This window comes from Ruegeria arenilitoris, assembly GCF_013030985.1.
Taxonomy (GTDB): Bacteria; Pseudomonadota; Alphaproteobacteria; order Rhodobacterales; family Rhodobacteraceae; genus Ruegeria; species Ruegeria arenilitoris_B.
The window spans coordinates 161,085-179,413 of sequence record NZ_WPYP01000004.1 but is presented as its reverse complement, the minus strand read 5'-3'; the positions used below and the strand labels follow the sequence as shown (position 1 = coordinate 179,413).

The window sequence follows — 18,329 nt, the reverse complement described above, 5'->3', positions numbered from 1 at the left end:
AGATTCTTGCTGAGGCGCGCGAGTTAGCGGATCACCCTGTCGCTGTCAATTTGTCGGGACGTCTTCAACCACACCCACAATTGGCCCCAGCGAGAAGCCCACATCTGACCGGTTGCCCGCCCGTTCATACATCCGCGAGATATTGCCATCCAGAAACAGCGCGTTCGGCGTGCCCAGCACATCCCGAAACAGGCTGCCGAACTCGTGGAAAGTGACGTAATCCTCCGAGATCGCAAACACCGCGCGCGTGCCGTCGGCGCTGGTGCCTACCCCGTTGCGCACATAGCGCGAGGTCGAATCAGGCAGGAAACGCGGGTGCAACTCTCCGTCGATCACCAGCATCGGGCCGGATTGGGTGGCAAAGCGGCAGGCAGGTGCCTGATCAACATAACCGAGCGTTTCGAACACATCGGCGCGACCTTCCCGGATACAGAACACGCCGTTGGGCAGCAGACCGAAATTGCCAGGGCCCGCATTCGGGATCACCCGCATCTGCTCCTGACCCTCTTCGACATAGTGGCCCACGGGTGAGCGGTCGTCGTGATACATGCCGGCGTTCATTGCGAAAGCCAGCCGTTTGCCGCCGGGGGCCAGCGCCTCGTTCACCGAGGAGAAATGCCCCAGAAGATCGCCGTTTTCATCGTTCAGGAACAGGCGCAGGTCTTCGGACGCGGCATCCACCTCGCAGATGGTATACCGCTTGTCCTCATGGGTCAGCTTTTCACAGGTGACCGCAGAGGCTTGCGCCGCCCAAAGGGCCGCGCCCAAAGTGGCCAGTGCGCGGATCACTCGTCCAGATCGCGGCGCACCGCGTCCTGTTCGAACATGCGGCGGGTGTCGTCCAGACGGTCAAACGTGTCATCCAGCCGGAACCGCAGATCGGGCGAGAATTTCAGGTTCAGCTTCTTGCCGATCACGCGCCGCAGCTCACCCTTGTTGCGGGCCAGCAGGTCGATCACGTCCTCTTGGCCCTTGCCGCCCAGCGGCAGTACATAAGCGGTGGCGATCTTCAGATCGGGCGAGGTTCGCACCTCACCTACGGTGATCGACATTCGGTTCAGGTCGGGGTCGTGGACATCTCCGCGCGCCAGAACCTCGGACAGGGTGCGGCGGATCAGTTCGCCGACGCGCAGCTGTCGTTGGGACGGGCCGGGGCCATCGTGGAATTTGTTCTTTGCCATACAACCCGATCTAAGCGCAAAGCGGGGCTTTGCCAAGCGGGCGCGAACGGGGTAGGAGGCTTTGAGCCGACCACGTGCTAATCATATCGAAAAGGACCAGCGCAATGACCCATATTCCGGGGATCGTCATCACAGGGGCTTCGGGCCGTATGGGGCAGATGCTGATCAAGACCGTGACGGACAGCGATCAGGCCCGTCTGGTTGGCGTGGTCGAACGTGCGGGTCATGACTGGATCGGTCAGGACGTGGGCGAGGCAATGGGCGGTCAGGCGCTGGGCGTCACCGTCACCGACGACCCGCTGGAGGCGTTTGCGCAGGCGCAGGCGGTGATCGATTTCACCGCGCCCGAGGCGACGTTGGAGTTCGCCGCTCTGGCCGCACAGGCGCGGTGCGTCCACGTGATCGGCACCACCGGCATGAGCGACGAACAGATTGCCGCGCTGGAACCGGCGGCGCGCCACGCAGTGATCGTACGGGCCGGGAACATGAGCCTTGGTGTCAACCTTCTGGTGCAACTGACCAAAAAGGTCGCCGCTGCACTGGATGAGGATTTCGACATCGAAGTGATCGAAGGCCACCACCACCACAAGGTCGATGCGCCCTCGGGTACCGCGCTGATGCTGGGTGAAGCCGCCGCCGAGGGGCGCGGGGTCAACCTGGCGGACGTGTCCGACCGGGGTCGTGACGGTATCACCGGCGCCCGCAAACGCGGCGATATCGGCTTCCACGCCATTCGTGGCGGAGACATCGTCGGCGAACACGACGTGCTGTTCGCTGCACCGGGCGAGCGTATCGTCCTGCGCCATCTGGCCACCGACCGTGCTATCTTTGCCCGCGGCGCGCTGAAAGCGGCGCTGTGGGGTCAGGGCAAGGCGCCCGGTCATTATGACATGGTGGATGTGTTGGGGCTTTAAGCTCCGTCACCTGAATGCGGTCAGACCGGGTGGCTCGGCGCCGTCCTGTTCGACTTGTGCGAATAATGCGCCCAGCCGCTGATCCCAGGTCGGGAACTGGCCGGTCACCGCATAAGTAAGACGCTCGGCTCCGATGGAAATGCCCAGCGGCGCGGCCTCTCCGCCGATGACGATCTCGCCGATCTCGGTCCAGTTGGCTGATGGCGGATAAGCGTCGGGGGCGGGTTCGTCTGTGTCGCCGACGCGGTAATAGACACCCATGGTCACGATATAGTCTTCGCCAAACGGATCGGGGAAGAAAAAGCCGGACGCATCGCGGGCCGCCAGGGCTTTGGCCTCGTCTCGCAGCAGGACTTTTTCGGCAAAAGGCAGGCCCATATCGTCCAACACCGGGCGCATGTCTTCGGATTGCGGCACGCTGACAAAGGCGATGCGCGCCGGGTCGAGGCCGAATCCTTCGGTCAATAGGCGCATCATCAGGCGGGTCGTGGCCTGACCATCGGCGTCCGTGGGGTGACAGCCGACCTCGTGGAACAGGGGCAGCACGTCCGGGCGGTGTTGTTCGTCCACATCCGCTACCCGCGCCAAGGGTTGAATGACGAAGGCATTGGAGGGCAGGGCGGACTGGTCGAAATCGTGCCGCAGCCCACCGTTATAGTCCGCGACCCCCGATACAATCGAGAGCGGCTCGGACTCGGTGAACCCAAGCTCTGCGAATAGTGTTCTCAGGCGCATGAGCGTATCGCTGAAGCTCTGTTCGAACGCCTCATTTTGGTCGGCTGCCGCAAGTGATACGCGCGGAAGCAGCGTGCCGACCGTTGCCGCAGTTCCCAACTGGACCACCCTACGTCTGTTCAGTCCCATCTGATGCCTCCCATGCCAATTTGGACTGGTTCGAGCGTATCACAGATGTTGGCGGCAAAGGTTAAGGGTTTCTGAAAGCGGCGTCAGAGGTCCCTTATCTTGTCTGCGCGCAGCGGACAGGCGAGGTAGACGCCAAATTCCTTGCCGATATCGGCGCTGACCCGCGCATGGACCGCGCCCTGCCGGTCAAGGAAACGCTGGTTGTCTTCGACCGGGAAAATCCCCTCGTGCCAGATGCCGGGATGGATATAGAGCCCGCGCGAGCCATCACACCAGAATGCCACCACTTTTTCAGGCGTCAGGTTATCTCCGGGCAGGGCAGCGGGGATGATGAAGGGTTTGTTGTCCAGCGGCCAGAACATCTGTCCGCCATCGGGGTGGTAGTTCATGTGCCACAGCAACACCTGATCGCGCGGCGCGGTTTGGCTTTCCACCTGCGCCTGCTGCGGATCGGTGGACCAGCCCAGAACATAGTGGCCGTTCACCGCTTCGTTCCGGCCATAAAGCACATCGCCTTTCCATTCGCCGTGGAACGTGCCCTCGACCCAGCCGCCTTCGTCACCGGTGCCCTCGTCGATGGGGCGCCAGCCTTGCTGCGGCCAGCGGGTAATCTCGAGCTCGAACCCCTCGGGATCATCGACCAGACAGCCATAGCCCTTGACCGACTCGTCGGTGGCGCGGATCAGGGGAACCTCGTGCCACGGCAGCGAGGGTTTGGTGCTGGCTTCAAAGATATATTCCGGCGCGTTCATGAGGCCCCCATGTGTTTGTCGACCATACGCTGCACCATCGGTGCGAAATGGGCAAAGTCGGGTGTCTCCATATCGGCGCGCTTACCTGCCTCGTCCAGATAGCGGACCTGAATGATCTCTTTCAGGTTCGGGTTGCCCTCGAACGCGGCCACCTCCTCGGCGCTCATCGGGCCACCCTGCAGTTCCAGCGTGTGGACCGAGGCGTCGGACAGGCGGTTGAAATACTCGGGCTTGGTGGCGCAGAGATACCGTTTGGCCGCCACGTGGTAACGGCAGCAATCGGTGATGACCGAGGGGAAGAACTGCTCCAGCACCTCTGCGCCCGCGTCCTCGTGGTGGCGGTCTTCGGTGTCGTCGGGGTGATAAGTGCCGAACTCGGACGTGAAATGGCCGATGTCGTGCAGCAGCGCGCCAACGATGATTTCCTCGGGCATCCCGTTCTGTTCGGCGATGGTGGCGCCTTGCAGCATGTGTTCAGCCATGGTGACGGGTTCGCCCAGATATTCCTCTCCACCGCGGCGGGAGAAGATGTCACCGATGAAAGCCACGATATTGTCCCGGTTCAGGGTCGAAAAATCCGGTTTCATTCCGCTGCCTCCGGTTGTGCCATGTCCATTGCCGCCAGTGTCGACAGAAGCCCGTCCTTGTCGGCGTAGCAGCCCTGCAACCAGCGTGAGCCTGCGCCGGAATAGCCCAGCCGCGCGTGCAGAATGCGGGTGTTGTCGACGATGAAGCTTTCACCCGGTTCCAGCTTGAACGACACGCCCATCGCCGGGTCGTCGATGATCTCGCCCAGTTGACGGTAAGCGGCGTAGTAGGCCTCCATCTGGTCGAACGGGATGTCCACGAACGGAGCCGATGAGCGGTTGTTGAACCGGATACCGATCAGCTCGCCATCCGGCGACAGCTCGATCATCGGACGACGCGAGCGCAGGCAGACGCCGTCCGAGCCCTTGTATTCGAACCGCGCCGGATAGCCCGCCAGCAGGGCAAATCCCTCGGGGTTCTGGTCGCGCAGTTTCTCGGCGGCGCGGAAACCGTCGACCACGATCGAGTCGCCGCCCTCGGCGCTGTTCTCCAGGCAATACAGGATCTGCAGCGTCGGCACCGGGTCGCGATAAGGGTTGTCGGTATGAGCCTGCAAACCCAGCCCGGTAAAGGCGAGGTTGGTCGGATTCACCTCGGTCCGGACCTCGAAATAGGGGCCATAGTTTGTCTCGCGGACATAGCCGAACAGGTCGGCCACTTTCAGCAGCGATTCCGGCTCGGTCGGGCCGTTGGTCAGCTTGGCAAAGCCGAACTCGGCCACGGCAGCCAGCCAATCGCGCTTGGCGGCGGGGTTGGCGTGCACCGCGTCCCAATCCGCGCTGGGCGCATCGATCCCGCGTTCCCATGTGGTGATGCCAGGGGCGATACGACCGGTTTCTTGCGCCGGGTCGCGATCATAGATGTGATCGGCCAGCCAAGAGGCAGGGAAGATCACGGTCTTGTCTTCCGGCTGGAAAGTGACGGTCAGATCGCCGTCCAGAATCTCTGCAGCGCTGATCGCGGTAGCGGCGGGAATGTCGCCAATGGTGATCAGACGTTGGCCGTTGCCCGGCGCGCGGGTCTCGGGGTCCAGCGCGTTGTCGCGCAGCCAGATGGCGTGGAAGCGGGCCTGGGTGCCGGTGTCAAATTCAACGGTCACGATCGAGGCATCATGGGTGGCGGTGCGCAGCATGGGGGTCTCCTGTTCGGCGCGGCTTTGCTTGAGGAAATACGCGCCCCGTGGCATTACGACAATTAATCCTTCTTTCTGCTGAGGCTTGGAAAATCTTATGGCTAAGAAAAAGATCGGATTGCCGCCTTTGGATTGGCTGCGCGTGTTCGAAGCAGCCGGTCGGTTGGGTGGATTTTCCGCCGCCGCCAAAGAGTTCGGGCTGACACAGGCCGCCGTCAGCCAGCGGATCGCAAATCTTGAAACCTGGCTGGGCCGGACGCTGTTCGTGCGCGAGGCGCGGGGAGTGTCGCTGACGGTTGAGGGCGAAAGCTATCTGCCACTTGTTCAGGACAGTTTGCAGGCGTTGGAGCGCAACACCGAAGATCTGTTTGGGAAGTCCCCCCGTGAGCTGCGCGTCGCGGGCCTGTCGTCCCATATCTACGCGCTGGTCCTCCCGAACCTTCCTGAATTTCTCAGGATGCGGCCCAAGGTGCAGGTTCTGACGGATTCTGTCGCACGCCGGTCTTCGCTGGATGAGGAAAAGACCTGGCTGCAAATCCGCTATGGCCGAGGCGCCTGGCCGGGGCGAGAGGCGGCTTTGATCGCGCAGGAGGTTCTGGTGCCGATGGCTGCGCCCGGCGTTGCGTGGGGGGCGCCTCTGGTTGATCAGCGTGGCGAACGTCCGGGATGGCGCGACTGGGCCTCGGCAACAGGGGCCGGCGAATTGCCACCCGCACGTGTCAGCTTTGATTCAATGGGCCACGCGATTGCGGCGGCCCGGCAAGGTATGGGGGTGGTTCTGGGCTCAGTGCCGTTGGCATCAGGGCACTTGCGCAGCGGGCAATTGTGCAGGCTGGACCTGCCAAAACTGGACACGCGCGAAGGGTATTGGCTGACCTGGCCCGAAGATCGGGTGCGGTCGAAGAAGCAGCGCGCGTTGATTGACGATTTTCTGCAGGCGCTGCGGGAGTGAGCGATCAGAAGTCGATCGCGATGCCTTTCTTCTCCCAGTCGCCATAACGGGCCGGGTCGGGACCGTCGCGTCCACCCAGTTCCTTTGGCATCTCTTTTGCCTCAGCCTCGGCCTTTTTGCGGCGCTCTTCGGCCTCGGCCAAAGCGCGCTGGGCCGCAGGGGGCAGGTCTTTGCGGTCGTCGCTCATGACATCGGGTTCCTTTCCGTGCAGGGTCTTGATATACGCCCCCGTCCGCATTTGGCAATGCGGGCGAGGGTCACATCAAAGGCGGTTCCATGTCCGACAACGCAACAGCGGCGCGACGCAGCGCGATCTATCTGCTGGATCAGATTCTGGGAGAAGGCCGGTTGCTGTCCGAATGTCTGGCCGCAGGTGCGCTGGATCGGCTGGACCCCGAGGACCGCGCGCGGGCGCAGCGGCTGACGCTGGAAACCCTGCGCGGGCTCGAACGTGCCGACCGTCTGTTGGACAACCACCTGAACCGGACGCCCGCTCTGACCGTGCGCAATGCCCTGCGCCTTGGCGCGGTCGAACTGTGCCACGGAGAGGCGGCGCATGGCGTGGTCAATTCCATGGTCGAGATCGTGGGCCGGTCGCGTAAGCATGGCCGCCTTAAGGGGCTGGTGAATGCGGTTCTGCGCAAAGTGGCCGCCGAAGGGCCCGATGCGTGGCCCAAGATGCGGGTACCGCGCCTGCCCGAATGGTTGCGTGAGCCTTTGATCATGGCTTGGGGCGCCGAGGCCGTCACGGGCATGGAGCAGGCCCATTTCACCGGTGCACCGCTGGATATTACCGTAAAGCCGGGCGCGAGCGGCCCCGGAGACGCGCTGCCGACCGGGTCGCTGCGGGTGCAGGATGCAGGTCAGGTCTCGACCCTGCCGGGGTTCACCGCCGGCGACTGGTGGGTGCAGGACGCGGCGGCGGCTTTGCCGGTTCAGGTATTGGCACCCAAAGCCGGGGAAGCCGTGCTGGACCTTTGCGCCGCGCCGGGAGGGAAGACGTTGCAACTGGCCGCAGCCGGAGCCAAGGTCACCGCACTGGATATTTCGAAAACGCGGCTGGAGCGGGTGCGCGAGAACCTCAAACGCACCGGTCTGAAGGCCAAGGTTATTGCGGGCGATGCACTGGAGCATCAGGGCCAGTACGACGCCATCCTGCTGGACGCGCCTTGTTCCGCGACGGGCACCATTCGCCGTCACCCGGATTTGCCCTTTGCTAAGGACGGCTCGGAATTCGGCGGGCTGATCGAGCTGCAAGCGCAAATGCTGGCCCATGCCTGGACCCTGCTGAAACCCGGCGGGCGGCTGGTTTATTGCACTTGTTCCCTGCTGCCCGATGAGGGCGAAGTACAGGTCGAAGAGGCGCTGGACCAATACCCCGACATGGCCGTGAACCGCGATGCGCTGAACATTACCGGGGTTGAACCCGAATGGATCACCGAGGAAGGTGGCCTGCGTCTGCGGCCCGATTATTGGGCGGATCGCGGCGGGATGGACGGGTTCTACGTGGCCTGCCTGAACAAATCCGCCTGACACGACGCTTTTCGGTGACTTGACGATCTGTGCGGTCTATCGTTGGGTCTCAAGCGCCAGCAGAGCGCAAGGGGCAGAGTAACGAGCGTCATGTCGAATTCAGATACCATGACCAACCGATGGGCGCGGTTCCGGAACCGTCTCTATGCGCGGCTCAGCCAGCGGCGCAAGGCGGTCAGCGGGTTTGTGACCGAGCCTGAGCCGCGCACTGTCGGGTCCTTCGCGCGCGGGCGGCAGCTGGTGGCGGGCAATCTGTTGTTTGCCGGGTATCTGGTTGAGGCGCAGGACACCAACCTTTGGGATGTCACCGCGCCAAGCACCGGGTTTGACAACGAACGCCATGGGTTTGCCTGGCTGGACGATCTGGCTGCGGTCGGCGACATGCGCGCCCGCGAAAAGGCGCAGCGCTGGGTCTGGGGCTGGATTGATGCGCACGGTCGCGGGCAGGGGCCGGGATGGGCACCCGACCTGACCGGACGGCGGGTGATGCGGTGGATCAATCACGCGGCGTTCCTGCTGCGCGGGATGGATGAGACGCAGGCCAAAGCCTTCTTCCGCGCGCTGGCGCAGCAGACATGGTTCCTGTCCAAACGCTGGCACGCGGCCACACCGGGGTTGCCCCGGTTCGAGGCGCTGGCCGGGCTGGTTCAGGCGGGGCTTGCGCTGAAAGGGTTGGAGCAGATGGCCGATCCGGCCCTGCGTGCGCTGGCGAAAGAATGTGAAAAACAGATCGACGCGCAGGGCGGCATTCCCACCCGCAACCCCGAAGAGTTGCTGGATGTGTTCACCCTGCTGTCCTGGACCTCGGCCGCGCTGGGCGATCTGGGGCGGGGAACACCGGCGGCGCAGGCCGAGGCAATCAAGCGGATGGCGCCAACGCTGCGCAGCCTGCGCCATTCCGATGGTGCGCTGGCCCGGTTTCACGGTGGCGGGCGCGGGGTCGAAGGGCGGCTGGATCAGGCGCTGGCCCAAAGCGGCGTACGGCCACAGCACGCGAATGGTTTGGCGATGGGGTTTTCCCGGCTCTATGCCGCGCGGACCAGCGTGATCGTGGATGCAAGCGTGCCACCCAAGGGGGCCGCGTCCCTCAATGCCCATGCCTCGACCCTTGCGTTCGAGCTGACTTCGGGGCGGCGACCCTTGATCGTGAATTGCGGCTCGGGCGAGAGTTTCGGGTCGGAATGGCGGCGGGCCGGGCGCGCGACGCCATCGCATTCGACCCTGTGCCTGGATGGCTATTCCAGTGCCCGGCTGGCCCCGGCGGGGAATGGCGGCGAAAACGAAGCGCTGGTCGATGCGCCGCAGGAAGTGCCGGTCGACTTCGAAGAGGCTTTTGAGGGCACGCGCTTTATGGTCGGGCATGACGGCTACACCAGGACTTTTGGCCTGACCCATGCCCGCACGTTCGAGCTGCGCTTTGACGGGCGCGAGCTGACGGGTGAGGATATTCTGCTGACTGCCACCGACAAGGCCAAGCGGCAGTTCGACAAGGCGATGGATGCTTCGGGCCTCAAGGGCGTTCGCTATGACGTCCGGTTTCACCTGCATCCGGATGTGGATGCGGCCATCGATTTGGGCGGCGCGGCGGTGTCGATGGCGCTCAAAAGCGGTGAGATCTGGGTTTTCCGCCATGACGGTGTTGCAAAATTGGCCGTCGAACCAAGCGTTTATCTTGAAAAAGGCCGATTAAAGCCCCGCGCGACAAAACAGATCGTTCTATCCGGGCGCGCAATGGAGTATGCGACCCGCATCCAGTGGACGTTGAGCAAGGCACAGGATACAGCCTATGCCGTGCGCGACCTGCACCGGGACGAGCCCGAGTTTGACTGACGCCAAAAGGACCTTTGGACCCATGACCGACCTTCACCCCGTGCGCCGCGCGTTGCTTTCCGTATCCGATAAGACCGGACTGATCGAACTGGGACAGGCGCTGTCCGAGCGCGGGGTCGAACTGCTGTCGACCGGCGGCACCGCAAAGGCGCTGCGCGATGCCGGACTTTCGGTAAAGGATGTGAGCGAGGTGACCGGCTTCCCCGAGATGATGGATGGCCGCGTGAAAACCCTGCACCCGATGGTGCATGGCGGCCTGCTGGCGCTGCGCGACAACGACACCCACGTTGCGGCTATGACCGAGCACGGCATTGGTGCGATCGACCTGCTGGTGGTGAACCTCTACCCGTTCGAGGCCACCGTGGCCAAGGGCGCCGATTACGATGAATGTGTCGAAAACATCGACATCGGCGGCCCGGCGATGATCCGCGCCGCGGCCAAGAATCATGCTTTCGTCAACGTCGTCGTAGACGTCGAGGATTATCAGAAACTGTTGGGTGACATGGACCAGCATAATGGCGCGACCTGCCCGAAATTCCGCCGCAAACTGGCGCAAAAGGCCTATGCCCGTACCGCCGCCTATGACACCGCCGTGTCCAATTGGCTGGCCGACGCGCTGGAGCTTGAGGCCCCGAAACGCCGCGCCTTTGCCGGTGAGCTGAAACAGACCCTGCGCTATGGTGAGAACAGCCACCAGTCGGCTGCCTTCTACACCGATGGCACCAACCGCCCCGGCGTTGCGACCGCCGTACAGCATCAGGGCAAGGAGCTGAGCTACAACAACATCAACGACACCGATGCGGCGTTTGAGCTGGTGGCAGAGTTCGACCCGGCACAAGGCGCCGCCTGTGCCATCATCAAACACGCCAATCCCTGTGGCGTAGCCAAAGGCGCGACTCTGTTGGAGGCCTACAAAGCGGCCTTTGACTGCGATCGTACCTCGGCCTTTGGTGGCATCGTCGCGCTGAACCAGCCGCTGGACGCTGAAACCGCGCAGGAAATCACCGGGATCTTTACCGAGGTCGTGATCGCCCCCGGCGCATCGGACGAGGCCAAGGCGATCTTTGCCGCCAAGAAAAACCTGCGCCTGCTGACCACCGAAGGCCTGCCGGACGTGACCGCAGGCGGCAAAACCGTGCGTCAGGTGGCCGGTGGCCTGCTGGTACAGGACAAGGATAACGGCTTTGTCGGTATGGATGACCTGAAAGTTGTCACCAAGAAGGCCCCGACCGAGGAGCAGATGCGCGACCTGCTGTTTGCGTGGAAAGTGGCGAAACACGTCAAGTCCAACGCCATCGTTTACGTCAAGGACGGCGCCACCGTGGGTGTAGGTGCGGGCCAGATGAGCCGCGTGGACTCGGCGCTTATTGCTGCCAAAAAAGCCGAACGCATGGCTGAAACGCTGGGCCTTGCCCAACCGCTGACCATCGGCTCGGCCGTGGCGTCTGACGCGTTCTTCCCCTTCCCCGACGGTCTGATGGAGGCCGCCGAGGCGGGGGCCACCTGCGTCATCCAACCCGGCGGCTCGATGCGCGACGACGAAGTGATTGCAGCTGCGGATGACGCCGGTCTGGCCATGGTCTTCACCGGCATGCGCCATTTCCGTCACTGATGCGCTATCGCCTTCTGCTCTGGGCTGCGCTGGCCGCGTTTCTGATCGACCAGGTCAGCAAGTATCTGGTCGTTCACGTGATGCGCGTGGCCGAGGGCACTATCGACGTACTGCCGCCCTTGCTGGTGTTCAAATACGGTGAGAATCGGGGCATCAACTTTGGTTTGTTTCAGGGTGATACCGACGCCGCCCGCTGGGTGCTGATCGGTATCTCGCTGGCCATCTCGATCGGCGTGCTGATCTGGCTGATCCGCACGACCCCGTCCAAGCTGATGCTGTTCTGCGGCGGGTTGCTGATCGGCGGGGCGCTGGCAAATGTGCTGGACCGGGTGATCTATGGCTATGTTCTGGATTTCCTGAACATGTCCTGCTGTGGCATCAACAACCCGTTTGTGTTCAATCTGGCCGATGTGTTCATCTTTGCAGGCGCCATCGGGCTTGTGCTGTTCGAGGGCAAAAAGCCCTCGTGACGCGCCGGGTGATATGCGATACAAGCGCCTGAAACTGGCTGGAGACTCTGATGCGGTTGCCGCGTTCCATACTTGTTGTGACATTGGCCTTTGCGGTTGCGGGATGTTCCGATGTCGGTCTGCGCCACCTTGAGGCGCCGGGACAGGGGCCAGATGAATTCTCGGTCATGCCAGTGGAACCGCTGACGCAGCCCAAAGACTACAAGTTTCTGCCTGCCCCCACGCCGGGCGGGACAAACCTGACCGACCCGAATCCGAAGGCGGATGCAATTGTGGCACTGGGCGGCAGTGAGGCGGCGTTGAATCCGAATGCCGCCATCCCGTCCTCCGACGCGGCGCTTGTGACTGCATCCAGCCGCTATGGCGTGCCGTCCAACACGCGGCAGGTGGTTGAAGCCGAAGACGCCGAATTCCGCAGAAAGCAGGGCCGCCTGACCCGTCTGCGCCTGTTCAAGGTGGACCGCTATTCGCAGGTATACGACCGTCAGGCGCTTGATGCCGATGCGCAAAACGAAGCGGCGCGCCGCGCAGGGATTGAGACGCCATCGGCGCCTCCGGCGGATGAATAAATCTTAACTTTCCGTCATCGGCCTTGAACCTGCGCTGCACCACCGTAGTTTGAACACCATTGAACGAAACGGAGGACGCCCCATGGTTCGGGCTCTGGCCTTGTCTGCCGCCCTTGTCGCCGCCACCCCCTTGATTGCCAAAGAAGGGCACGAGGCGGTCACAACCTTCACGCTGGATAACGGCATGGATGTCGTTGTGGTAGAAGATCACCGCGCGCCGGTCGTGCAGCATATGGTCTGGTATCGGGCCGGGTCAGCGGATGAGCCGGTCGGATCGTCCGGTGTGGCGCATTTTCTGGAACACCTTCTGTTCAAGGGCACCGATACGCTGGCCCCGGGTGAGTTCTCGGCCACCGTTGCGGCCAATGGCGGCAATGACAATGCGTTTACGTCCTATGACTACACTGCCTATTACCAACGCGTCGCCGCCGACCGGCTGGAGCTGATGATGCGGATGGAGGCGGACCGGATGCGCAACATCCGCCTGAGCGAAGAGGACATCGTCACCGAACGCGATGTGATCCTTGAGGAACGCAACCAGCGCACCGACAACAGCCCCCGCGCCCTGTTCGGCGAGCAGATGGGCGCGTCACAATATCTTAACCATCGCTATGGCGTGCCGATCATCGGCTGGCGGCACGAGATGGAGACGCTGGACATGGAGGACGCGCTGTCCTTCTACCAGACCCATTACGCGCCCAATAACGCCATTCTGGTGGTGACCGGCGATGTGGAGCCCGATGCGGTCAAAGCACTGGCCGAGCAGTATTACGGTGTCATCCCGGCCAACCCGGACCTGCCCGAACGGGTGCGCTCGCAAGAGCCGCCGCAGACTTCCGAACGTCGCCTGACCTTCAAGGATGCGCGGGTGTCGCAGCCCTATGTTCAGCGCAGCTATCTGGCGCCCGAACGCGATCCGGGTGAGCAGCAGAAAGCCGCAGCGCTGTTCCTTCTGGCCGAGCTGCTGGGTGGCAGCACCACGTCGTACCTGAACGAAAAGCTGCAGTTCGAGCAGCAAATGGTCGTTTATGCCGGGGCCTTCTACCGCGGCGTTTCGCTGGACGACACGACCTTCGATCTGCTGGTTGTTCCGGCGCAGGGCGTGTCTTTGCAAGAGGCCGAGGACGCGATGGATCAGGCGGTGGCCGATTTCATCACCGAAGGTGTGAACGAAGAAGATCTCGACCGCATCAAGATGCAACTGCGCGCGGCCCAGACTTATGCCCGCGATAATGTGGACGGGATCGGCAACCGCTATGGCCGCGCCCTGACCAGCGGGTTGACGGTCGAGGATGTGCAGGCCTGGCCCGATATCCTGCAGGCCGTGACGGGGGATGAGATCATCGCCGCCGCCCGCGAGGTGCTGCAACCCGAGGCGTCGGTCACCGGATGGCTGATGCGCGACGATGAGGTGACGCAATGAAACGCATATTCGCAACCCTGATCGCTTTCGTCATCGCACTGCCCGCCTGGGCCGAGATCGAGATCGAAGAGGTGACCTCGCCCGGCGGCATCACCGCCTGGCTGGTCGAGGATCACTCGATCCCCTTCACCGCGCTGGAGCTGCGCTTTCGCGGCGGTACCTCGCTGGACGAGCCCGGCAAGCGTGGCGCCACCTACCTGATGAGCGGCCTGATCGAAGAGGGCGCAGGCGACATGGATGCCCGCACTTATGCGCGCGAGCTGGAATCGCTGGCGGCCTCGTTCAGTTACAACGCGTCTGACGACACGATGTCGATCTCAGCGCAATTCCTCACCGAGAACCGCGATGAGGTGATCGACTTGCTGCGTACCACCATTCACGAGCCGCGCTTTGACGAGGACGCGGTGGAACGGGTGAAGGCGCAGATTATGTCCGGGCTGCGGTCCGATCAGACCGACCCCAACGACATAGCCAGCCGCAATTTCGCGCGGATGGCCTATGGTGACCACCCTTATGGCACCGAAGGTAAGGGCACGATCGAAAGCGTCTCTGGGCTGAGCCGCGACGATGTTGTGACCGCCTATGACAATGTCTTTGCCAAGGATCGGCTCTATGTCGGTGCCGTGGGCGATATCACACCCGAGGAACTGGGCGCGTTGCTGGACAAGCTGCTGGCCGATCTGCCCGAGACCGGCAAGCCCATTCCGGATCGTGCTGACGTAGGTATCCCCGGCGGGGTCAGCGTGGTTGAATTCGACACGCCTCAATCGGTGGCCCTGTTTGGCCATGCGGGCATTGACCGGCATGATCCCGATTTCTTTGCCGCCTTTGTGCTGAACCACATTCTTGGCGGTGGTGGGTTTGAAAGCCGCCTGATGCAGGAAGTGCGCGAAAAGCGCGGCCTGACCTATGGTGTGGCGACCTATCTGGTGCCCAAGGATCTGGCCTCGGTCTATCTGGGCTCAGTGTCCTCGGGCAATGACCGCATCGCCGAAGCGGTCGAGGTGATCCGCAACGAATGGGCCCGGGCCGCGTCCGAGGGCGTGACGCAGAAGGAACTGGATGATGCCAAGACCTATCTGACCGGGGCCTACCCGCTGCGGTTTGATGGCAACGGGCAGATCGCCGGGATCATGGTCGGGATGCAGATGGATGATCTGCCCATCGACTATATCACCACCCGCAACGACAAGGTGAACGCGGTGACGCTGGAAGATGTGAACCGTGTGGCCGGTGAACTGCTCGACCCCGAGGGGTTGCATTTCACCGTTGTCGGTAAACCCGAAGGTCTGGAAACCACCAACTGATGAAAGGGGGCTGAGTGCGCCTCAGCCCTTTTTCCCCGCCGCGCTGCGCAGCATCTGCCCCATCATCTGACCAAATTTGCCTGACCCGCGCTGATACAGCGCGCCATCCACGGCCAGTACCGTGCCGCTGATATAGCTGGCCAGGTCCGAACTGAGGAACAGACAGGCATTGGCCACATCCTGCGGCTGACCCCAGCGGCCCAAAGGCACATCGCGGCGCAGTTCTTCATGGGCGTTTTCGGTGGGGGCCAGACGTTTCGCGCCTTCGGTCCCTTCGATGAAGCCCGGCACGACCGAGTTCACGCGGATGCCCTCGACACCCCATTCCATCGACAGGGTGCGGGTGATCTGATCAACGCCCGCCTTGGCGGCGCAGACATGGGCTTGCCCCTCGTAAGGCAGATAGGATTGCGGCGCCGAGATGTTGATGATGCTGGCACCGGGGCGTTTGAGGTACGGATAGGCCCCTTTCATCACGTGGACGGTGCCCATCAGGTCGATATCGATAACCGTTTTGAACGCATTGACCGACATCTCGGCCGCCAGTGCCGGGAAATTGCCTGCCGCGCCAGACACCAGAACGTCGAAGTCACCGAATGCGTCGTGGAATTGCTTAAGGCCCTCGGCCACAGCCTCGGGGTCACGCACATCAAAGGCGGCACCAATGGCGTCAGCCGCGCCCGCAGCCTTCAACGCGGCGACAGTGTCATCCACTTTTTCCTGTGACCGGCTGGCGACGGCCAGCTTGGCACCCGAGGCCGCAAAGGCCTCGGCAATGCCGCGATTGATACCGCTGGTTCCGCCAATGACGATGACGGTTTTGTTTGCAAAATCCATGTAGGCCTCCCGTGATGCGGGAGCCCTACTCGCCGTAGGGCACCCAGATGTTCTTGATTTCGGTCGCAGCCTGCAGGAAGCGGCGGGAATGGTCCACGCCCCAATCAAATGCCGTCGCGTTATTGACCCAGGTCCGTTTCAGGTTCCCGGCCGAGACGACCTCGATCTCTTTCGACAGATCGGTGGACGAGAACGACCAGACCGCATCCATGTTCAGATGAGAGGCCAGAGGTTTCGCCAGTTCCGCATGGCTGCCGGTCAGGATGTTGACCACACCTGCGGGCACGTCCGAGGTTTCGAGGATCTGGTAGAAATCCGTGGCTGCCAGCGGATAGGGCTCGCTTGCTGCCAGCACCACCCGGTTGCCCATCGCAATCGCCGGAGCCATGGCCGAGACCAGACCCAGCAGAGGTGCCTCATCCGCACAGAGCGCACCGATCACGCCGACCGGTTCCTTCATGGCAATGGCAACGCCCCGGATCGGAACGCCATGCACCTGACCGTCATACTTGTCGGCCCAGGCGGCGGCGGTGAACAGGCGCTGGATCGAGGCCTCGACCTCTTTTGCGCCGTCCTTCTTGCCGGTCATGGTGTCGATACGGGCGGCGAATTCTTCAGCACGGGCCGAGAGGTTCTCGCCGATGTAGTACAGGATTTGCGCGCGCAGATGGCCGGTGGTCTTGGACCAGCCTTTGGCACCTGCCGCGGCCTCAACCGCGTTGCGCACGTCCTTGCGGTTGGCAAGGCCGACATGGCCCAGCAGGCCGGATTTGCCCCAGACCGGCTTGGAATAGCCGCTGTCGGGCCTCGTTTGCTTGCCGCCCACATACATTTTCGCGGTGCGGTCAATGGGATCGACCGGAGCACCTTCGCCCATGGTCGCCTCGACCTTGGTCAGCGGCTTGGCCTTGCCTTTGGGCTTGGTGTAGGCGCTCAGCCCTTCCCAGCCGCCTTCACGGCCAAAGCCGCTTTCGCGTACGCCGCCGAACCCGGCAGCGGCATCGAACAGGTTGGTGGCATTCACCCAGACCACACCGGCAACCAGCTTGGGCGCGATATCCAGCGCGAGGTTCACGTTCTCGGTCCACACAGTCGCGGCCAGTCCGTAGCGGGTGTTGTTGGCCAGCTCAACTGCCTCTTCCGGGGTGCGGAAGGTCGAGGACACCAGAACCGGGCCAAAGATCTCCTCCTGCATCAGCGGATCGGAGGTTTCTAGGCCCGAGATCAGAGTCGGCGGGTAGTAGCAGCCGTTTTCAGGCAGCTCGCACGCGGCCTGATGGACATGACCTGCGGTATTGCTTTCGACCATGCCCTTGATGGTTAGCAACTGGACCGGGTCCACAACCGCACCCACGTCGATGCATTTGTCCAGCGGATCACCGACGCGCAGCTTGTCCATCCGCGCGCGCAGCTTGTCGTGGAAGCGATCGGCGATGCCCTCCTGCACCAGCAGGCGAGAGCCTGCACAGCAGACCTGACCCTGATTGAACCAGATCGCATCGACCAGCCCTTCGATAGCTGAATCAATATCGGCGTCGTCGAACACGATGTAGGCGGACTTGCCACCCAGTTCCAAGGTCAGCTCCTTGCCCGAACCTGCGGTCGCCTCGCGGATACGACGACCGACAACGGTCGAGCCGGTAAAGGCGATCTTGTCGACGTCCGAGGACACGATCATCTCGCCCACGGCGCCATCGCCAGTGACGATGTTGACCACGCCCTTGGGCAAACCGGCCTGCGAGCAGATATCGGCGAACAGCAGCGCGGTCAGCGAGGTGTACTCGGCCGGTTTCAGAACCACCGTGTTGCCCATCGCAATTGCCGGCGCGATTTTCCACGCCAACATCAGCAGCGGGAAGTTCCACGGGATGATCTGGCCGCACACACCCAATGCCTGCGCGTCGGGCAGTTCGCTCTCCATCAACTGCGCCATTCCGGCGTGGTAGTAGAAGTGCCGCTGCGCCAGAGGGATGTCGATGTCGCGCGATTCCCGGATCGGTTTGCCGTTATCCAGGCTTTCCAGCACCGCAAACAGCCGCGCGTGTTTCTGCAGCAGGCGCGCAATGGCATAAAGGTACCGCGCACGGCCTGCGCCGCCCAGCTTCTCCCATTTCGGCTGCGCCTTGCGGGCGGCGGAAACGGCAGCGTCCACGTCAGCCTGTTTCGCCTGCGTCAGCTTGGCCAGCACCTCTCCGGTCGCCGGGTTGCGGCTGTCAAACCCTTTGCCGGGCTTGGTAAAGGCGCCGTCGATATAGTGACCGAACTTGTCGCCCTGATCGACCAGCCAGGCCAGCGCCTCGGCTGCGCTTTCCGGTGCGGGGCCGTAATCCATGGTTTCGAAGATTTCTTTGACTGTCATTGTTCT

Annotated in this window: 18 protein-coding genes; 9 read left to right on the top strand and 9 right to left on the bottom strand. The window is 62.8% G+C overall.

Features of this window, described 5'->3' with window-relative positions; genetic code table 11:
* Positions 1-45: 45 nt before the first annotated feature.
* Both GOX88_RS10610 and rbfA read right to left on the bottom strand, forming a co-directional pair.
* A complete protein-coding gene (locus GOX88_RS10610; RefSeq protein WP_170401135.1) occupies positions 46-789 on the bottom strand; it encodes a phosphodiester glycosidase family protein in 744 nt (247 codons plus the stop codon).
* Positions 786-1,181, bottom strand: coding sequence for a 30S ribosome-binding factor RbfA (rbfA, locus tag GOX88_RS10605; RefSeq protein WP_170401134.1), 396 nt, complete (start codon positions 1,179-1,181; stop codon positions 786-788). Before rbfA ends, GOX88_RS10610 begins: the two co-directional genes overlap by 4 nt.
* Before the next feature lie 104 nt (positions 1,182-1,285).
* Here rbfA and dapB point away from each other — a divergent pair, with 104 nt between their 5' ends.
* A complete protein-coding gene (gene dapB / locus GOX88_RS10600; protein WP_170401133.1) occupies positions 1,286-2,095 on the top strand; it encodes a 4-hydroxy-tetrahydrodipicolinate reductase in 810 nt (269 codons plus the stop codon).
* Positions 2,096-2,101: 6 nt separating this feature from the next.
* Here dapB and GOX88_RS10595 read toward each other — a convergent pair whose 3' ends face one another.
* From GOX88_RS10595 to tmpA, 4 genes are all read right to left on the bottom strand, one after another.
* Positions 2,102-2,959, bottom strand: a complete 858-nt coding sequence (locus GOX88_RS10595; RefSeq protein ID WP_170401132.1) for a hypothetical protein — start codon at positions 2,957-2,959, stop codon at positions 2,102-2,104.
* A gap of 83 nt (positions 2,960-3,042) precedes the next feature.
* On the bottom strand, positions 3,043-3,711 hold the full coding sequence (locus tag GOX88_RS10590; protein WP_170401131.1) for an ureidoglycolate lyase: 669 nt from the start codon (positions 3,709-3,711) through the stop codon (positions 3,043-3,045).
* Positions 3,708-4,298, bottom strand: coding sequence for a (R)-1-hydroxy-2-trimethylaminoethylphosphonate oxygenase (gene tmpB / locus GOX88_RS10585; protein ID WP_170401130.1), 591 nt, complete (start codon positions 4,296-4,298; stop codon positions 3,708-3,710). Before tmpB ends, GOX88_RS10590 begins: the two co-directional genes overlap by 4 nt.
* Positions 4,295-5,431 (bottom strand): 2-trimethylaminoethylphosphonate dioxygenase, encoded by a 1,137-nt coding sequence (gene tmpA, locus GOX88_RS10580; protein WP_170401129.1) that lies wholly within the window; start codon positions 5,429-5,431, stop codon positions 4,295-4,297. The genes tmpB and tmpA overlap by 4 nt, the downstream gene beginning before the upstream one ends.
* A gap of 97 nt (positions 5,432-5,528) precedes the next feature.
* On the opposite strand from tmpA, the gene GOX88_RS10575 reads away from it, so the two are divergent.
* Positions 5,529-6,383 (top strand): LysR family transcriptional regulator, encoded by an 855-nt coding sequence (locus tag GOX88_RS10575; protein ID WP_170401128.1) that lies wholly within the window; start codon positions 5,529-5,531, stop codon positions 6,381-6,383.
* A gap of 4 nt (positions 6,384-6,387) precedes the next feature.
* Here GOX88_RS10575 and GOX88_RS10570 read toward each other — a convergent pair whose 3' ends face one another.
* Complete coding sequence (locus GOX88_RS10570; protein ID WP_170326393.1) at positions 6,388-6,570, bottom strand: DUF1674 domain-containing protein; 183 nt, start codon at positions 6,568-6,570, stop codon at positions 6,388-6,390.
* 89 nt (positions 6,571-6,659) lie between these two features.
* Here GOX88_RS10570 and GOX88_RS10565 point away from each other — a divergent pair, with 89 nt between their 5' ends.
* From GOX88_RS10565 to GOX88_RS10535, 7 genes are all read left to right on the top strand, one after another.
* Positions 6,660-7,916: an RsmB/NOP family class I SAM-dependent RNA methyltransferase gene (locus GOX88_RS10565; protein ID WP_170401127.1), complete on the top strand. Its 1,257-nt coding sequence runs from the start codon at positions 6,660-6,662 to the stop codon at positions 7,914-7,916.
* Between the two features lie 90 nt (positions 7,917-8,006).
* Positions 8,007-9,746, top strand: a complete 1,740-nt coding sequence (locus GOX88_RS10560) for a heparinase II/III family protein (protein WP_170401126.1) — start codon at positions 8,007-8,009, stop codon at positions 9,744-9,746.
* Between the two features lie 22 nt (positions 9,747-9,768).
* Positions 9,769-11,358, top strand: coding sequence for a bifunctional phosphoribosylaminoimidazolecarboxamide formyltransferase/IMP cyclohydrolase (purH, locus tag GOX88_RS10555; RefSeq protein ID WP_170401125.1), 1,590 nt, complete (start codon positions 9,769-9,771; stop codon positions 11,356-11,358).
* Entirely contained in the window at positions 11,358-11,828 is a 471-nt protein-coding gene (lspA, locus tag GOX88_RS10550) for a signal peptidase II (protein ID WP_170401124.1), read from the top strand. Before purH ends, lspA begins: the two co-directional genes overlap by 1 nt.
* 50 nt (positions 11,829-11,878) lie before the next feature.
* The gene (locus tag GOX88_RS10545) at positions 11,879-12,397 is read left to right on the top strand and encodes a DUF3035 domain-containing protein (RefSeq protein WP_170401123.1); all 519 of its coding nucleotides are present in this window, start codon (positions 11,879-11,881) and stop codon (positions 12,395-12,397) included.
* 82 nt (positions 12,398-12,479) lie between these two features.
* Entirely contained in the window at positions 12,480-13,820 is a 1,341-nt protein-coding gene (locus tag GOX88_RS10540; protein ID WP_170401122.1) for a M16 family metallopeptidase, read from the top strand.
* Positions 13,817-15,127 (top strand): M16 family metallopeptidase, encoded by a 1,311-nt coding sequence (locus GOX88_RS10535; RefSeq protein ID WP_170401121.1) that lies wholly within the window; start codon positions 13,817-13,819, stop codon positions 15,125-15,127. Before GOX88_RS10540 ends, GOX88_RS10535 begins: the two co-directional genes overlap by 4 nt.
* Positions 15,128-15,148: 21 nt before the next feature.
* Here the strand turns inward: GOX88_RS10535 and GOX88_RS10530 are convergent, their stop codons facing one another.
* Together GOX88_RS10530 and GOX88_RS10525 are read right to left on the bottom strand one after the other, a co-directional pair.
* Positions 15,149-15,964 carry an SDR family oxidoreductase gene (locus tag GOX88_RS10530; protein ID WP_170401120.1) on the bottom strand — a complete coding sequence of 272 codons (816 nt, stop codon included), beginning with the start codon at positions 15,962-15,964 and terminating at the stop codon, positions 15,149-15,151.
* Positions 15,965-15,989: 25 nt separating this feature from the next.
* Positions 15,990-18,323 (bottom strand): aldehyde dehydrogenase family protein, encoded by a 2,334-nt coding sequence (locus GOX88_RS10525; RefSeq protein ID WP_170401119.1) that lies wholly within the window; start codon positions 18,321-18,323, stop codon positions 15,990-15,992.
* Positions 18,324-18,329 lie beyond the last annotated feature (6 nt).

What these genes read in the sequence shown, in the direction of transcription:
- GOX88_RS10560 (WP_170401126.1), top strand. Translation starts at nt 8,007, where the DNA reads ATGTCGAATTCAGATACCATGACCAACCGATGGGCGCGGTTCCGGAAC.
- GOX88_RS10530 (WP_170401120.1), bottom strand. Translation starts at nt 15,964, where the DNA reads ATGGATTTTGCAAACAAAACCGTCATCGTCATTGGCGGAACCAGCGGT.
- GOX88_RS10565 (WP_170401127.1), top strand. Translation starts at nt 6,660, where the DNA reads ATGTCCGACAACGCAACAGCGGCGCGACGCAGCGCGATCTATCTGCTG.
- GOX88_RS10575 (WP_170401128.1), top strand. Translation starts at nt 5,529, where the DNA reads ATGGCTAAGAAAAAGATCGGATTGCCGCCTTTGGATTGGCTGCGCGTG.
- dapB (WP_170401133.1), top strand. Translation starts at nt 1,286, where the DNA reads ATGACCCATATTCCGGGGATCGTCATCACAGGGGCTTCGGGCCGTATG.
- GOX88_RS10545 (WP_170401123.1), top strand. Translation starts at nt 11,879, where the DNA reads ATGCGGTTGCCGCGTTCCATACTTGTTGTGACATTGGCCTTTGCGGTT.
- GOX88_RS10590 (WP_170401131.1), bottom strand. Translation starts at nt 3,711, where the DNA reads ATGAACGCGCCGGAATATATCTTTGAAGCCAGCACCAAACCCTCGCTG.
- tmpA (WP_170401129.1), bottom strand. Translation starts at nt 5,431, where the DNA reads ATGCTGCGCACCGCCACCCATGATGCCTCGATCGTGACCGTTGAATTT.
- GOX88_RS10525 (WP_170401119.1), bottom strand. Translation starts at nt 18,323, where the DNA reads ATGACAGTCAAAGAAATCTTCGAAACCATGGATTACGGCCCCGCACCG.
- rbfA (WP_170401134.1), bottom strand. Translation starts at nt 1,181, where the DNA reads ATGGCAAAGAACAAATTCCACGATGGCCCCGGCCCGTCCCAACGACAG.
- GOX88_RS10535 (WP_170401121.1), top strand. Translation starts at nt 13,817, where the DNA reads ATGAAACGCATATTCGCAACCCTGATCGCTTTCGTCATCGCACTGCCC.
- GOX88_RS10540 (WP_170401122.1), top strand. Translation starts at nt 12,480, where the DNA reads ATGGTTCGGGCTCTGGCCTTGTCTGCCGCCCTTGTCGCCGCCACCCCC.
- GOX88_RS10570 (WP_170326393.1), bottom strand. Translation starts at nt 6,570, where the DNA reads ATGAGCGACGACCGCAAAGACCTGCCCCCTGCGGCCCAGCGCGCTTTG.
- lspA (WP_170401124.1), top strand. Translation starts at nt 11,358, where the DNA reads ATGCGCTATCGCCTTCTGCTCTGGGCTGCGCTGGCCGCGTTTCTGATC.
- GOX88_RS10595 (WP_170401132.1), bottom strand. Translation starts at nt 2,959, where the DNA reads ATGGGACTGAACAGACGTAGGGTGGTCCAGTTGGGAACTGCGGCAACG.
- tmpB (WP_170401130.1), bottom strand. Translation starts at nt 4,298, where the DNA reads ATGAAACCGGATTTTTCGACCCTGAACCGGGACAATATCGTGGCTTTC.
- purH (WP_170401125.1), top strand. Translation starts at nt 9,769, where the DNA reads ATGACCGACCTTCACCCCGTGCGCCGCGCGTTGCTTTCCGTATCCGAT.